Genomic DNA, 14,830 nt, shown 5'->3' on the forward strand with positions numbered 1-14,830 from the left:
AGGCTGACGCCACTTTATAAACGACGGCAAGGGGGCACGGGGCATTATGATATGAGACTTTTTTTGATTGGGGTCTTGGATTTAACGTCAGTGACCACGGTTTTCCCTATAATGTCGGCAGTGTATTTAGGCTCCATCCCATATCCAGGCCGGACACTACGTACCGCATCTTCCGTAATGACATCCCCCGCCTTCAGGTCCTTCACGAAATACAAGGAACGCCGAAACTTTACGTTGCCTTGTTCGCTAGCTTTCCTTCCATAATCGACTTTTCCCAGAGCTTGCCATGCTGTCTTGGCGTCTCGGCACAAGGCAGCTAGTTCCTCGGGTTCGAGGGAGAAGCTATCGTCGGGCCCTCCGCCACTACGGTCGAGAGTGAAGTGCTTTTCCATCAGGGAGGCACCCAGGGCGACACTCGTAATCGCTGTGGTGTTGTCTATCGTGTGGTCGGACAGGCCGGTTACCAGACCGAAACGGTCGATCATGTCGGGTATCGTCCTGAGGTTATAGTCCCCTGGCGGTGCAGGATAACCGCTAACGCAATGCAGAATCGCCAACTGGTCGCAGCCGGCGCCTCGCGCGGCATCGACGGCTTCCTGTATCTCCTCGGCATCGGCCATGCCGGTGGAAATGATCATGGGTTTCCCTGTGCGGGCGACGTATTCGATCAGGGGCAAGTCCACGGCTTCAAAGGAGGCGATCTTGTACGCGGGGGCTCCCAGGTCCTCCAGCAGCTCCACTGCCGTGGCGTCGAACGGTGAGCTGAATATGGTGATACCGAGCTTGCGGGCGTGTTCGAATAGCGGCTTGTGCCACTCCCAGGGCATGTGGGCCTCTTCGTACAGCTCATAGAGTGTCCGCCCGTCCCACAACCCACCGTGGATCCGGAAATCGTCGCTGTCGCAATCGAGCGTGATGGTATCCGGGCGGTAGGTCTGCAGCTTGATTGCATCGGCGCCCGCCTTCTTGGCCTCGTCGATGATCCGGAGCGCCGTCTCCAGCTTGCCGTTGTGGTTTGCCGACAGCTCGGCAATCACGTACGGCGGTTCGTCGATAGCGATACGGCGCCCATCGATGACAATACTCGGTGTCTTCATTGGGTCTGATCTCCTTTTTCCTCGAGCCACTCTGTTGCTAGCAGTCCGAAGCCAATAACGTCATGGAACTGGTTGCCATCAAAATGATGGTCACGCAGGCAGGCCTCCTGTCGGAACCCGAGGCGCTCGTGGAAACGAATTGAACGGTGGTTGTAGGCCAGTGCTTCACCACACAGCTTGTGTTGCCCCAGATCCCGGAACACGTGACCCAAGGCAAGCTGGCCCAGCAGAAACCCGCTTCCTTTCTCCGCGTTAGGCGCCAGATAGAAACCCCACTCGGCCCGTCGGGCCGACGGGTCTGCGATGGTCACGTTGACGAAACCACTCGGGACACCACCCCGCTCGAAAATGAGCAAATTCTTATCCGGATTGGATGCGGCGACCTCGAACCAACCCTCGTGTTCGTCGCGCTCCACCGTGTGCTGGGTATACATGAATCGACGAACGTCGGGATGGTTGCGCCAGGCGCGAACCATCTCCAGATCATCTGCCGCGAGAGGACGCAACACAGCGCTAGAGTTCTCGTGCATTTGGCTTGTTCCCCATCTGTTGGCACAACCTTGCCACTCCCTGCCCGTCGGTTACCGCCGCACTTGCCTTGGACATGGCCTCCCGCGCCCTGGACTCGGACAGTCTGCCCCAATAGTCGGGAAACTGATCCACATTCTTGACGTCACCCAGGTAGACACACGCACCCACCTTGGCTAACGCTTCGGCGATACTTTTCTGATTCTCGGCCAATACCACCATCATGGCAGGTAGTCCCAGACAACAGCGCTCCCAGGACGTGCTGCCCGCAGCGCCAATGGCGAGGTCGGCATCGACCATGCGCTTAGCCATGTCTCGAACATCGACCCGCACCCCGGTCGGCCAAGGCATGCCCGCGGCCTGTGCCCGTACCGCTTCAAGCCAAGGCGCGTTGCTGCCCATCACCACCTCGATTTCGACCTCATCGCCCAAGGGGCACTCGCGTAGTGCATCGAGCACCTTGCCGGTGGCATTGTCCTTGTCCACGCCACCCATGGTGACCAGCACCCGTTTCAGGCGCGATGAGTGGCGTCTTCGCAGGCTGTCCTCGCGCAAGCGAGCAAACTCCGGGCGCAACAAGGCGTATCGAGGCCCGATCAGCCGCCGGCAGCTTTCCGGCACAAGGCTGGAATAATCGCTGCTTTCGCGACCTAGGTTCTGATCGAGCAGGAGATCCGCTTCATGGGAACGGTCGGCAAGGTCATCGATGACCAGCAGTTGCATACCTTCGGACCGGGCGGCGGCTTCCCAACGGGCATCCAGCGCGTAGTGATCGACCACCAGCCAGGCCGGATCCAGTTCCCGAATAATCGCCCGCGACTGCCGGGCATCGACCTCCCATGACGCCCCAAGCCAGCGGGCATGGGCGGGTTCGGCCGCGGCAATTTCGCTGTTCCCATCTTCGGCACCACCTCCTTCTTCGGCAACGGGCAAGGTGTGCACGGGAAATTCACGCTGCCTGATGGCCTCGATGAGGTTGCCGGGGTGTCCTCGGCAGATGAAATGACAGGCGTGACCCTGCTCTCGAAGCGCATCAGCCAGTGTAAGGCAACGCATGACATGTCCGGTGCCGATCTGCACCGAGGCATCGGCCCGGAAGATAACGGTTCGCGTCATTGGGTCCCGCCAGCCTCAGCCTGCATGGCCTTGAACAACCACTGGGCCCGTCGCCAGTCCTCGAGCGTATCGATATCCTGCACACGCTCACGCGGCAACTGAACGGGGACGGCATCGGACGTCATGATCGGCTTGCCAGACAACCATGCCTCGGAACGCCCCCAGTAGAACTGGCCCGCGTCATGCCAGGCCTCCTCAAGATCCTGGGAACGAGTGTTCGCGTATTCGGGATGGAACATCGCCACGCGACCGCCCTCGTTGATCCGTAATGCGCGCTGGATGGGGAAGGCGTAACTGGTCACGGAGAAGGCGTAATCCGCATCCGCCGCTTCCAATACGTCTCGTCCCCGGCGGAGATCTTCGGGCCGAACGAAGGGCGCGGTGGCGTACAGGCAACAAACGGCTTCGCACCGCTCGCCACTTTCCTGCAACCATTCGATAGCGTGAGCCATGACAGGGACCGTGCCGGTGTGATCATCGGCCAATTCCGCCGGACGCCGGAAGGGCACCTCGGCGCCATGTTCTTCAGCCACGGCGGCGATCTCGCTGTCATCCGTGGAGACGATCACGCGATCGAAACAGCCGCTGGCGCGGGCGGCCTCGATCGACCACGCGATCATCGGCTTGCCGCAAAAAGATCGAATGTTCTTACGGGGAATGCGCTTGCTGCCACCTCGGGCGGGGATGATGGCCACTCTCATCCGGCAAGCGCCTCCTCGAGGGCCGAGACGACCGCGTCTTGCTGTCCCTCGGTCATCAGGGGGAACAGTGGCAGGCTGATGGCCTCGGCGTAATAACGCTCCGCTTCCGGGAAGTCACCCGGCCGAAAGCCCATCTGCCGATAACAGGGCTGAAGATGGACGGGAATATAGTGCAGATTGACCCCAATGCCCTGTTCACGGAGTGATTCGAATACGGCACGGTGAGATGGGGCAATCGCGTCAACTTGCAACCGGACCACATAGAGATGGCGCCCCGAATAGCTGTCCGGATGCTGCCAGGGCGTGGTGACCGGCTGGTCGGCGAGCAGGCGGTCGTAACGCTCGGCCAATTCATTGCGCCGCACGACATAGGCATCCAGCCGCTCGATCTGCGAAACCCCAAGTGCCGCCTGCATCTCGGTCATGCGGTAGTTGAAGCCCAGATCGACCTGCTGGTAGTACCAGGGGCCGTCCGGTTCGTGGGTCATGCATTCCGGGTCTCGCGTTATGCCATGACTGCGCAACAGGGACATGCGCCGGGCAAGCTCATCGTCATTGGTGACGGCCATGCCACCCTCACCGGTCGTGATGATCTTGACCGGATGGAAGCTGAATACGGTGATATCACTGTAAGAGCCATTACCGATGGGCTCTCCCCGGTACTGGCCGCCAATCGCGTGCGAGGCGTCCTCGATCACGCGGAAACCATAGCGCTGGGACAGTTCGTGGATTGCCGCCATATCGCAGGGCTGGCCGCAAAGGTGAACGGCAACCAGCACCTTGGGCAGACGCCTCTCCTCCTCGGCCTGCTTCAGCTTCGCAGCCAATGCCTCGGGGCAGAGGTTGTACGTCTTAGGGTCGATATCAACGAAATCCACCTTCGCACCGCAGTAGAGACCGCAATTGGCCGAGGCCACGAAGGTGATGGGCGAAGTCCAGAGCCAGTCACTCTCGCCCAGATCGAGGGCCAAGCAAGCGATGTGGAGCGCGGATGTAGCGCTATTGGCCGCGACCGCGTGCCGGGCGCCAACGTGATCCGCCACGGCCTGCTCGAAACGCGGCACCACCGGCCCTTGGGTGAGGAAGTCCGAACGCAGCACCTCGACGACGGCGTCCACGTCCTCCTGACGAATGTCCTGTCGCCCGTAGGGAATCATCAAATGGCCCCGATCTTTTCCCAGTTGGCGTCAACCCATTCACTGAGTTGGTTTTCGCTCATCCACTCGGTGTTAGTGTCACTGGCATAGACAAAGCCTTCCGGCACGCGCGTGCCATCCTTGATGCGATTGGCGTCCCGGTCCCAGCCGTTGATGGCCGGTAGGATCTTGAAGTGATCGGGATATTCGTAGGTGTAATAGGCGTCGTCGGCGCCGATCATTTCTTCATGCAGCTTTTCACCCGGACGAATGCCGACAATCTGCTGCCGCGCCTCCGGCGCGACTACTCGCGCCAGGTCGGTTACTTTCATGGAGGGGATTTTCTTGACATACACCTCCCCGCCTTCCATGTCCTCGAATGCATGCCAGACCAGTTCCACGCCCTGCTCCAGCGAGATCATAAAACGCGTCATGCGGTCGTCGGTTATCGGGAGTACGCCCTGGTCGCGAATGGACATGAAAAATGGGATCACCGAACCGCGGGATCCCATGACGTTGCCATAGCGCACTACGGCGAAGCGCGTGTCGCGATGACCCGCGTAGTGGTTGCCCGCCACAAACAGCTTGTCGGAGGTTAGCTTGGTGGCGCCATAGAGATTGACCGGGCTGCTGGCCTTGTCGGTGGACAGCGCCACGACCTTTTTTACGCCCTTGTCGATACAGGCGTCGATGACGTTCATGGCGCCGGTGACGTTGGTCTTTACGCACTCAAAAGGGTTGTACTCGGCGGTAGGGACGATCTTGGAGGCGGCTGCGTGGATCACGTAATCGACTCCGTCCAGCGCGCGGTAGACACGTTCGCGATCACGCACGTCACCGATAAAGAAGCGCACGCGCGGATCGCCGTCGAACTTCTTGGCCATTTCCCACTGCTTCATCTCGTCGCGCGAGAAGATAATCACACGCTTCGGGGAATAGCGCTCAAGCAACATGGGAATGAAGGTATGGCCGAACGACCCAGTCCCTCCCGTGACAAGAATGGATGCATTTTCAAACACGTAGAACTCTCTCCAAATTAATTAACACAGTAACGATATAATTCCATCATATGGACCGATATTGAAGCGGGCTACAGCTCTTACTCAATACTAGATACCAAAACTTTAAGCGCTCTCAATAGGCTGCTTCGGAAGGTCCGAGGTTAGCGGAGTAAGACTCCACACCTAGCGCCGCTCCCGCGCTCCCGCTGCTAACACAAGGCGCCCCATCTCTAGAAACTCATGCCCCCACAAACGAGTTTGGATGGCAACGGCCACAGCGCGAAAACGAACGGGATATCCCGTCGAGGTAGCAAAACGGTAATAGAGGGGAAACGGAGGCAAGAGCGTGCGAATGGCCCAGTAAAATCGGGTCCACGGTGCTCCGCAACGCAATTGCCCTCCCTTGATCCGCCGTGCCTTGGTAGCCAGTTCGTCCCACGTGCGGCGGGCCGGGTGATACACCATGGCGTCGGGCGCGTAGCGCAGGGCATACCCACGGGCGCGAGCCCGTTTGCACAGGTCTGCGTCGCCGCCCGAATACCGGTGGGCGTCAAAGCCACCGAGCTTTGCAAGAATGGTTTTTGGCACCATCAAGTTTGCGGTCGCGGCATAGCCCCGGCGAACGTAGGCCGCCTGGGGTATGCCGCGGATCATATCGTAGATCTCGTATGCATTGGGTTGAGATGACGCAGTGTACATCTGGATACCCCCGGCAATCAGTTCCGGTTTGCCGGCCTCTTTTGTCTTTTCCAGGATGCTAGCGAGCCAGTTGGGGCATGCTCGACAATCCGCATCGGTAAACACGAGCCATTTTCCTTTGGCGTGGCGCACGCCCTCGTTGCGCGCTGCATACGAGCCGGGAGATTCGCCGTGGACAATGTGAACATTGTTCGGAAGCGTGCTGGGCGGAAAAAAGTGTGTGGAGCCATTGTCCACCAAGATGACTTCGAAGTCCGCTTGCGGCAGAGTCTGAACGGCCAGGCTGTCGAGCAGCCCCGGAACCAGGGTCCAGTGGTCATACACGGGCACAATGACCGAACACAAAGGCGCGGTCGCGCGAAGCGCTTCACCTGATGGCATCAAAGGAGAATGAGCAGAAGTCATGCCCGAGTTTCATCTCGCTCAATCGGGGCGTCCAGTCGCTCCAGCGTCTCCAGGATTTGGTGGACGCTTTTGAGAGCCCGGGTGTACTGCTGCTGTTGCCAGAGGCGTTCAAATTCGGTACTGAAAGCCGCCAACTTTGCCTGCTCGGGAATGACAGCCCCGTCAGGAGCACGCCCTGCGGCAGCTCTCTCACATGCTTCTTCTAGAGCCTTCAGGTCATTAGGACTGGTTGGCCAACCCGCCCCAGCCGGTTCGAGCGCCCATCGGCCCCAATGGAGTAGTCGAGGCTTGTCGCCGTTGGCCAACAAAATGTTCATGGGCCGGATATCCGGGCTGACAAACGCAAGTGGCATCTGCGCGAGATGTTTGCGCCAGTTTTCCAGTCGTTCCCGCAAGGCGTCGACGGCTTGAACTGCGGCAGTGCCATCTTCCACGCTTCTGATTCTTGTCAGCATCTCATGAGTCAGCCGCTGCCAGAGCAGGAGACGCGAACGGGTGTAGCGTGTAATCAGAGCCGGGGAAGGGGATACCTGAAACAGGCTGCTTCGGAGCTCCTGAACGCCCCCAGCGGAGACGCTCTGCCCGTCTAGCATCCCCACAGGTAGTTCGAGGACATGGCAGCGGAAGCCGCGAAAATCAGTTCCTCCCAACCACCGAAGGCTTGGCAGACCGCGGGGCGCATCGGCCAGCAACGTCGATTCGTGCATGGCCAGAGAGGTGCGATGGCGTTCATACAGCTTGATAATGAGGCCCGCACCGTCGGGCATATCACATCGCAACACGGCCACATGGGGGACGCCCGTTTGCAGCCAATGAGCGTCCACCTGAGTCGGGACGCCCTCTCCACAGATTTCAGCAAGGATTTCGGGCACCCACTTTGCCCGCTGCTCCGGCGTCAACAGGTTCCATATGGTCTCCTTGTTCATGTCCCGTTCGGGCCTGAACGCGGTTCCGTGGAAAAACAACGCATCGAGCTTGGCACGCAGGGCGCGTTGCTTGACCAGGGCCGAGATCATGCTCTCCAAGCGACTGAAACCTTGGCGGGACAGAAGAAGCGCAATGATCGCCGGGATCAGACCCGGGGGATCGCGATAAAGGAAGTCGATCACGAGATACGCAAACGCGAGCATGAACCCCACGCCAGCAGCCACCTTCAGCCAGCCATTCAGGTTCTCCTCCAGCACTGCTCTCCAGCGTTCGCTGATGCCCCAACCCGCCAGCAAGGTCACGGCAACCAGAACCACATATCCACTGACCAGCCAAGCCACGCTGGAATACAACCAGTACAGGACTGCAATGGCGAGCAGAACGAAAACGCCCGCTGCCATAATCTCGGCGTGGCGCTTGTATGCCTGGGCAGCCTCTTCGTCCTGATTTTCGAACAGCACCATCTTGCGGCTGCGGGCCAGCAGTGTCCGAGCACCCCGTTCCGCGCCGAAGGTGATCAACCGCTCGGCTAGAAGATATAGGCCGTAGAACGCGACGGCGGCGGCGCTCAGCCAGACGATCAGCGCATCGCGGTCGAACTGCTCGAACGCCGGCGGGAAATAGCGCGGGATCCCGTCCGACCCTAGGAGGATGATAACCTTCAGCGGGAGGAAGAAGGCCAGCAGCATGGAGAGCTGCGACACCAGGGTGAAGAACACCACCCCGCTGGTCGCGGCCGGGGCCGCCCAGAAAAACTTGGCGCCCAGGCGGCTGCTCCATTTCAGGCTGTGCAGGATGTCGCGGATCAAGTCATTGTTCGCTGGTTAGGTGACGCCATTTTCAATACCCGCCGGAGATCCCGGCTCTTCGCTTCGCTGCGGCCTGGCTGACCAAGAGCGAGTGGCGGTCGGACGTCGCGTATGCGACCCGCCTGGTGCATGTCCGACTTTGGCCGGGGCTTAGCGGGCGAGCCCGCTCCTACGCGGGGCTGGGCCCAGCTGCGGGTGCGTTCAGCTCGCCTTTTCGTACCATCTAGGGCGTCGGGGGCTCGTTTGCTGGCTCGGTGCCCTGGAGTTCGCCGCGGAGCTGTTCGATCTCGGTCATCAGGGCTTGGTGCTCGGCGCGTTTGCGCTGGAGCAGGCCGTACGCCAAGCGGGCCTTTTCCTGCAGGCCGATTGGCGTGAGCTTGTACAGGTAGGCCGAGCGATTGTCCGAACGCCGGAAGTTCTGCGCCTTGACCCAGCCGCGGTCGAGCACAGCCTTGAGGGCGTAGTGCGTCTTGCCTACGGACAGGCCCAGCGAGCGCGCCAGTTGGCGCTGGCTCATGTCCGGCTCCTGCTCCAGCAGGCGGAGCACTTGCAGATGAAGATCTTCTTCAATCAATGGATTATATGGGTCTCGGGCAGCGTTTGGGCACGCTACCGCCGGGACGGTGCACCTCGATTTCTTGCGGGTCCGCCCTGGGGGAAGCTGCTGACTGCGCGTTCACGGGGTGAACGAAGGGCGAAAGTAGAGCATATGCGCCGGTCGCGTGGCAACGGAACGGGCGTGTAAGAGAGCAAAACGACACAGACTGATTGTTCACACTCGCCGCGACGATGGCCGGGAGGACGTGTAGCGAAGGGCGTCGGTGCGGGTGGCCTTTAACTGTGGAGCCGAGCCCTCTCGGCGATTGGGGTGCTGGTTGGGCCCATCGCCCAGGGGGCTGGGCTTGGAGGCTTCTTCCCGGCAACCGCACCTCTCACCCTGTCATGCCGGAAATCGCGTCGCGGTTATCCGGGATCTCGTGCGTCCGGGCGGCCCCCACCGGTGGAGATCCCGGCTCTTCGCTTCGCTACGGCCGGGATGACGGGGTGGGGGTACGGGTAAAGGGGACAAATTTATTGTCGGGTGGAGCATTATGCTGAGGAGGAACGAACTGGCGAATCGTGCCGCTCCGGCCGCGGACTAACGCTGCCGCGTGTCGGCGCGGGGATACCGGCGCGCGGTCAATGTGCCGACACCCAGTTTTGCACCTGCAACCCGGGCACACGCTCGAACTCGCGCCCATTGTTGGTCACTAGCACGGATTCTGTTGCCCGCGCGTGCGCCGCTATCAGGGGGACATGAAACGGGGACAGATTTATTTTCTCACACCACCCCACCGTCATCCCGGAAACTGCGGAGCGGTTATTCGGGATCTCGTGCGTCCGGACGGCCCAACCGGTGGCGATCCCGGCTCTTCGCTTCGCTGCGGCCGGGATGACCATTTGGCTCCGTTGGCTCCGAATCTGTAGGAGCCGAGCCCTCTCGGCGATTGGGGCGTTGGCTGGCTCGTATCGGCTTGCGGCGAACCTCAAGGGTTGGGAAGCCAATCTTCGTGTGCGTGGCGCACCCGGAGAATATAGACGTCGCCAACCGGGTCGAGGATGTAGACGACGATATGCGCCTGAAACGGGTGGACACGGACAGGCGGAGCGATTTCGGCGCGTTCGCGGGCCACCAGCGGGTTCTCCGCCAGGAACCGGAATGGCGCTCCAGCGCTGCGTGATACCGCCCTGCTTGGTCAAGACCAAACTCTGCTGCGCCCTGGACGAAGATGGAGATGACATCCTCCTCCGCCTTTTCACTCAGGTAAAAGGGCATTACCTACCAGGTCAGGAACCGGAACATTGGCGCGCCGCCCGCTCGCGGAGCTCTTCCATACTGTGCTGGCCGGGACCGCTCTCCAGCGCTTCCGTGACGAACGTCTGCATGCGCTCGACCTTCTCGGCACGCTCCTGGTCGTGACGGATCAGATCGCGCACGTAATCGCTGACGTTGCTGTACCGACCGGATTCGGCCTGCTTTTCGACCCAGTTCTTCATCGGGTCGGGAAGCGATACGTTCATGGTCGCCATAGCCTCACAAACCTCCAACTTTATTGGCAATCTTTGCCATAAAGACAATGATAGCCGTCCCGAACCCATTGTGCGACCGCACCCCCGGATCCCGGCCCTTCCCTTCGCTTCGGCCGGCATAACCGTTCTACGCAAGGTGGCCCTGGACCTGTAGGAGCCGAGCTTCTCGGCGATTGGGGCATTGGTTGGGCCCTATCGCCCAGAGGGCTGGGCTCTTACAGGGCAGAATCCGTGGTTATGCGGGGCTTATACCTTCCCCTGGCGATAGACCGTATTGCGATGAGCCACGCGGATGACCAGCACCCGGAACCGCTCATCCTCAATCGACGCGATGACACGGTACGGACCAACGCGATAGCGCCAGTATTCGCCCAGTTCTCCAGTAAGCGGTTTACCCGGCCTGCGTGGGTCGTCAAGGGGCGCGATCCGCTCGTTCAGGTATTCCAGAATCCGCCTGGCGGCCTGCTTGTCCAGCGCGCGGAAATCCTTTTCCACGCGTTTGTCGAACTCAATCGTCCAGCTCAAGTCGACGTCTCATTTCATCCATGGAGACCGTCTCGCCGCTTCCCTTGCGGTGGTCAATCAGGCGTTGTTCGGCCAGGTAGATGTCTTCAAGGTCTTCCAGATGCTGAACGATCGCCTCACGCGCATAGTAGCTCTTGCTACGGCCTGTGGCCTTGGCCAAGGCAGCCAGGCGTTCTTCCACATCTTCAGGTAGACGCAAAGCCAGCATGGGGATACCTCCGAGAAATTGCTATACAAGTATAGCACGGCGCGGGGCTGCCCAAGTTCGGCAGGTGTCACACCGACATGATCCCAACGGCACCCGCAATGCCCCCTCTCCTCGGGTCCCCACGATGCCCCTACCGTTCGTCATCCCGGAAACCGCGAAATCCTCAGGCTTGTCATCCAGGAAACCGCGAAGCGGTTATCCGGGATCTCCAACGCGGACGGTGCCCCAACCGCTGAAGATCCCGGCTCTCCGCTTCGCCGCGGCCGGGATGACGGTGGGGACGGGTGGTCCGCACAGATGACGGTTGGCGTGACGCTGAGCCGCGCCCCGTAGGAGATTCTATGTCTCTCCACAAGGGATCTTAGGTTGGTAATCGGTCTGATTTTTCATCAGGGCGAAGGCGACGCGGGCCAGCTTTCGAGCCAAGGCGTTCAGGGCCTGGGTCGTCGCCAGGCCACGGTCCAGGCAGCGCTGGTAGTAGTCGCTCCAGGTGGCTTTCGACTTGGCCTGCATCGCGGCCAGATAGAGCAGCCGTCGCAACTCTGGATCGCCCTGTTTGGTGAGTTTGCGCTGCCCCCGTTTCGTGCCGGAGTCGCGTATGCGGACATCCAGCCCCAGGAAGGCGACGAACGCATCACCGCTGCGGAAGGCCCCCCGCTGGAACGCCATGGTCAGGCCTGCCGCGGTGAGCGGTCCGACGCCCTCGATCTGCTGGCAGCGTCGGGCGTGATCCGACCAGCCGGCGCGACCGACCGTCTCGCGCAGCACACGCTGCAGGACGGCATCCAGCCGACCGATCTCCTGAAGCAGCTGCTTCAGGTTGGACTGCAGTTCGGGTACGCCTCGCAGACTCTGCTCCAGCATGACCCGTGCCCGCACCAGCGTGGCACGCCGGCGCAGCAGCTTTTGCAGGGTCCGGTAGCCCTCGGGCGGCGGTGTCCAGGGGCGCAGTTCGTCCTGTTCGCGTTGCAGATAACGCACCAGAAGCCGAGCATCCCCGGCATCGGTCTTGGCCCGGCCACCGATGCTCTCGCGGTAGCGATTGAGGCGATAGCCATTGACCAGATACACCCGGTGGCCCTGATGATGAGCCTCCAGCGCCAGGGCCAGGTGATAGTCGTTGGTGGCTTCCAGGGCGAAGTCGGCCGGCCCCTCCAGGCCACGGACCCACCGGCGGATCGCCGGGAGCTCGTTGGGACACGGCTGTGCGGTTTCACCGTCGATACTGATCCACAACTCGGCCTTGCCGACATCGACCCCGATCCGATGCGTTGCCATCATTACACCTCCCGAGCTAGCTTGGAGTTGTCTGTCGGGGCCTCACCGAACGCTGGCTTGCCATCTATCGTCGGTCCCGAGCCGATCGATTCCTTATCGGCGTTTAAGGTGAGGGGTGGGACGAACTCTCCTACCGTCTGTGCCACAGGCCAGATGCCAGCTTCGTCCCTCCACCCCGACAGACCCTTTCTAGGCCTGCCGGGGTTAAACATACAAGCCTGCTCGCAGGCGAATGCCCCTGCCCGCGTCCGACTCTGGCAGGGGCTTCGCCGCCAAGGCGGCTCCTACGGATTGCGGGGCTCCGGGGCTACGGCCTCGGGCCTCGCGTCCCGGAGCTCGGCCCGGAGTTGTTCGATTTCGGTCATCAGGGCTTCGTGCTCGGCGCGTTTTCGCTGCAGCAGGCCGTACGCCAGGCGGGCCTTTTCCTGCAGGCCGCTTGGCGTGAGCTTGTACAGGTAGGCGGAGCGGTTATCCGAGCGGCGGAAGTTCTGCGCCTTGACCCAGCCGCGGTCGAGCACGGCCCTGAGCGCGTAGTGCGTCTTGCCCACCGACAGGCCCAGCGCCCGCGCGAGCTGGCGCTGGCTCATGTCCGGTTCGCGCTCCAGCAGGCGGAGCACTTCCAGGTGAAGGTCTTCTTCAATCAATAGGTTATCGAGCCGGTGGGCGGCGTTTGGGCACGCTACCGCCGGGACGGTGTACCCGGATTTTCGCGGGCCCGCCCGGGGGGAAGCTACTGACTGTGCGTTCACGGGGTGAACGAAGGGCGAAAGTAGAGCATATGGGCCGGTCGCGTGGCAATGGGACGCGCGCGCAAGAAAGGGCAACGCGAGGGACTGGATTCTGGCGGCCCCATCGGGACGATGCTACCGCTGGAGATCCCGGCTCTTCGCTTCGCTGCGGTGGCTCTGGGCCTGTAGGAACCGAGCCTCTCGGCGATTGCGACGTCGGACAGGCCTGTTCGTCCAGAGGCTGGGCTCCTACAGGTGGGCGGTGGGAGGCGGACTATCAGTCGTTATTGAAGAGGTCGCGGGTGTAGATCTTGTCGGTCTGGTCGCGGATGTCGTCGGTGATGCGGTTGGCGACGATGACGTCGGACACGCGCTTGAACTCGTCCAGGTCGCGGATGACGCGGGAGCGGTAGAACTCGTCGTCGGGGAGCTCCGGCTCGTAGACGACGACCTCGATGCCCTTGGCCTTGATGCGCTTCATCACGCCCTGGATGGCGGAGGCGCGGAAGTTGTCGGAACCGCTCTTCATCACCAGGCGGTAGATGCCGACGACCTTTGGCTGACGCTTGATGATCGCGTCGGAAACAAAGTCCTTGCGCGTGCGGTTCGCGTCAACAATGGCCTTGATGATGTTGTTCGGGACCTCGTCGTAGTTGGCCAGCAACTGCTTGGTGTCTTTCGGCAGGCAATAGCCGCCAAAGCCAAAAGAGGGATTGTTGTAGTGGCTACCGATGCGCGGGTCCAGGCACACGCCCTCGATGATCTGGCGCGTATCCAGGCCGTTGGCTTCGGCGTAGCTGTCCAGCTCGTTGAAATACGCCACGCGCATGGCCAGGTAGGTATTGGCGAACAGCTTGATCGCCTCGGCCTCGGTCGAGTGCGTGAAGACCATGGGGATATCGTCGTCCATCGCGCCTTCCGCCAGCAGCCGGGCGAAGGTCTCGGCGCGGTCGGACTGCTCGCCGACGATGATCCGGGAGGGGTGCAGGTTGTCGTACAGCGCGCGGCCCTCGCGCAAGAATTCCGGCGAGAACAGGATGTTGTCGGTCTCCAGCTGCGCCTTGATCTCGCGCGTGTAGCCGACCGGCACGGTGGACTTGATGACCATCACTGCGTGCGGATTAATCTCCAGCACGTCGCGGATGACCGACTCCACCGTAGAGGTGTTGAAGTAGTTGGTCTGCGGGTCGTAGTCCGTCGGCGTGGCGATGATCACGAAGTCCGCGTCCGCATAGGCCTCCTGCTTGTCCAGCGTGGCCTTGAGGTTCAGCGCATGGTTTTCCAGGAAGTCCTGGATCTCGACATCGATGATCGGGGAGTGCTTGCGGTTGATCTGCTCGACCTTCTCCGGCACCACGTCGAGCGCGACGACCTCATGGTACTGCGCGAGCAGGACGGCGTTGGAAAGCCCGACATAGCCGGTCCCGGCGACTGCGATTTTCATTCCTGGATTCCTTCCTGTTGCAATCGGTGTAGCCAAAATCATTGGCCGCGCGCCTGCCACCCGTAGGAGCCGCCTTGGCGGCGAAGCCCCTGCCAAAGTCCGGCGCGGGCTCCTACAGGGGCGCAAGGGCGCTGGCACGTTTGCCCAGCGCCCAAGGA

General features: G+C 61.3%; 15 protein-coding genes and 2 pseudogenes. All 17 read right to left on the reverse strand.

Annotated elements, in window-relative coordinates:
- Positions 1-44: 44 nt before the first annotated feature.
- On the reverse strand, positions 45-1,097 hold the full coding sequence (pseI, locus tag D575_RS0110840) for a pseudaminic acid synthase (RefSeq protein ID WP_018145935.1): 1,053 nt from the start codon (positions 1,095-1,097) through the stop codon (positions 45-47).
- On the reverse strand, positions 1,094-1,627 hold the full coding sequence (gene pseH, locus D575_RS0110845) for a UDP-4-amino-4,6-dideoxy-N-acetyl-beta-L-altrosamine N-acetyltransferase (RefSeq protein ID WP_018145936.1): 534 nt from the start codon (positions 1,625-1,627) through the stop codon (positions 1,094-1,096). The genes pseI and pseH overlap by 4 nt, the downstream gene beginning before the upstream one ends.
- Positions 1,611-2,741: a UDP-2,4-diacetamido-2,4,6-trideoxy-beta-L-altropyranose hydrolase gene (gene pseG, locus D575_RS0110850; RefSeq protein WP_018145937.1), complete on the reverse strand. Its 1,131-nt coding sequence runs from the start codon at positions 2,739-2,741 to the stop codon at positions 1,611-1,613. Before pseG ends, pseH begins: the two co-directional genes overlap by 17 nt.
- Positions 2,738-3,442: a pseudaminic acid cytidylyltransferase gene (gene pseF / locus D575_RS0110855; RefSeq protein ID WP_018145938.1), complete on the reverse strand. Its 705-nt coding sequence runs from the start codon at positions 3,440-3,442 to the stop codon at positions 2,738-2,740. The genes pseG and pseF overlap by 4 nt, the downstream gene beginning before the upstream one ends.
- Positions 3,439-4,599: a UDP-4-amino-4,6-dideoxy-N-acetyl-beta-L-altrosamine transaminase gene (gene pseC, locus D575_RS0110860; protein WP_018145939.1), complete on the reverse strand. Its 1,161-nt coding sequence runs from the start codon at positions 4,597-4,599 to the stop codon at positions 3,439-3,441. The genes pseF and pseC overlap by 4 nt, the downstream gene beginning before the upstream one ends.
- Positions 4,599-5,597 (reverse strand): UDP-N-acetylglucosamine 4,6-dehydratase (inverting), encoded by a 999-nt coding sequence (gene pseB, locus D575_RS0110865; protein WP_026182132.1) that lies wholly within the window; start codon positions 5,595-5,597, stop codon positions 4,599-4,601. The genes pseC and pseB overlap by 1 nt, the downstream gene beginning before the upstream one ends.
- 165 nt (positions 5,598-5,762) lie before the next feature.
- On the reverse strand, positions 5,763-6,683 hold the full coding sequence (locus D575_RS0110870; protein ID WP_026182133.1) for a glycosyltransferase family 2 protein: 921 nt from the start codon (positions 6,681-6,683) through the stop codon (positions 5,763-5,765).
- Complete coding sequence (locus D575_RS0110875; protein ID WP_018145942.1) at positions 6,680-8,419, reverse strand: hypothetical protein; 1,740 nt, start codon at positions 8,417-8,419, stop codon at positions 6,680-6,682. The genes D575_RS0110870 and D575_RS0110875 overlap by 4 nt, the downstream gene beginning before the upstream one ends.
- 223 nt (positions 8,420-8,642) lie before the next feature.
- A complete protein-coding gene (locus D575_RS0110880) occupies positions 8,643-8,993 on the reverse strand; it encodes a MarR family EPS-associated transcriptional regulator (protein WP_018145943.1) in 351 nt (116 codons plus the stop codon).
- 605 nt (positions 8,994-9,598) lie between these two features.
- Positions 9,599-9,709: pseudogene (locus tag D575_RS14410) on the reverse strand (VapC toxin family PIN domain ribonuclease); the annotation flags it as partial.
- 236 nt (positions 9,710-9,945) lie between these two features.
- Positions 9,946-10,235: pseudogene (locus tag D575_RS14190) on the reverse strand (type II toxin-antitoxin system RelE/ParE family toxin).
- An 11-nt stretch (positions 10,236-10,246) separates the two neighbouring features.
- Entirely contained in the window at positions 10,247-10,489 is a 243-nt protein-coding gene (locus D575_RS0110890; protein WP_018145946.1) for a type II toxin-antitoxin system ParD family antitoxin, read from the reverse strand.
- 246 nt (positions 10,490-10,735) lie between these two features.
- Positions 10,736-11,014: a type II toxin-antitoxin system RelE/ParE family toxin gene (locus tag D575_RS0110895; RefSeq protein ID WP_018145947.1), complete on the reverse strand. Its 279-nt coding sequence runs from the start codon at positions 11,012-11,014 to the stop codon at positions 10,736-10,738.
- A complete protein-coding gene (locus D575_RS0110900) occupies positions 10,998-11,222 on the reverse strand; it encodes a DUF6290 family protein (protein WP_018145948.1) in 225 nt (74 codons plus the stop codon). The genes D575_RS0110895 and D575_RS0110900 overlap by 17 nt, the downstream gene beginning before the upstream one ends.
- Positions 11,223-11,561: 339 nt before the next feature.
- Positions 11,562-12,503: an IS110 family transposase gene (locus D575_RS0110905; protein WP_018145949.1), complete on the reverse strand. Its 942-nt coding sequence runs from the start codon at positions 12,501-12,503 to the stop codon at positions 11,562-11,564.
- Between the two features lie 281 nt (positions 12,504-12,784).
- Complete coding sequence (locus tag D575_RS0110910) at positions 12,785-13,144, reverse strand: MarR family EPS-associated transcriptional regulator (protein WP_018145950.1); 360 nt, start codon at positions 13,142-13,144, stop codon at positions 12,785-12,787.
- 361 nt (positions 13,145-13,505) lie between these two features.
- The gene (locus D575_RS0110915) at positions 13,506-14,672 is read right to left on the reverse strand and encodes a nucleotide sugar dehydrogenase (RefSeq protein WP_018145951.1); all 1,167 of its coding nucleotides are present in this window, start codon (positions 14,670-14,672) and stop codon (positions 13,506-13,508) included.
- Between the last annotated feature and the right edge of the window lie 158 nt (positions 14,673-14,830).

Source organism: Thioalkalivibrio sp. AKL6, assembly GCF_000376905.1.
In the GTDB taxonomy this organism is placed as follows: domain Bacteria; phylum Pseudomonadota; class Gammaproteobacteria; order Ectothiorhodospirales; family Ectothiorhodospiraceae; genus Thioalkalivibrio; species Thioalkalivibrio versutus.

Bases quoted from the DNA above. Each gene is read 5' to 3' on its own strand.
- pseI (WP_018145935.1), bottom strand. From the start codon at position 1,097: ATGAAGACACCGAGTATTGTCATCGATGGGCGCCGTATCGCTATCGAC.
- pseH (WP_018145936.1), bottom strand. From the start codon at position 1,627: ATGCACGAGAACTCTAGCGCTGTGTTGCGTCCTCTCGCGGCAGATGAT.
- pseG (WP_018145937.1), bottom strand. From the start codon at position 2,741: ATGACGCGAACCGTTATCTTCCGGGCCGATGCCTCGGTGCAGATCGGC.
- pseF (WP_018145938.1), bottom strand. From the start codon at position 3,442: ATGAGAGTGGCCATCATCCCCGCCCGAGGTGGCAGCAAGCGCATTCCC.
- pseC (WP_018145939.1), bottom strand. From the start codon at position 4,599: ATGATTCCCTACGGGCGACAGGACATTCGTCAGGAGGACGTGGACGCC.
- D575_RS0110870 (WP_026182133.1), bottom strand. From the start codon at position 6,683: ATGACTTCTGCTCATTCTCCTTTGATGCCATCAGGTGAAGCGCTTCGC.
- D575_RS0110890 (WP_018145946.1), bottom strand. From the start codon at position 10,489: ATGGCGACCATGAACGTATCGCTTCCCGACCCGATGAAGAACTGGGTC.
- D575_RS0110900 (WP_018145948.1), bottom strand. From the start codon at position 11,222: ATGCTGGCTTTGCGTCTACCTGAAGATGTGGAAGAACGCCTGGCTGCC.
- D575_RS0110905 (WP_018145949.1), bottom strand. From the start codon at position 12,503: ATGATGGCAACGCATCGGATCGGGGTCGATGTCGGCAAGGCCGAGTTG.
- D575_RS0110915 (WP_018145951.1), bottom strand. From the start codon at position 14,672: ATGAAAATCGCAGTCGCCGGGACCGGCTATGTCGGGCTTTCCAACGCC.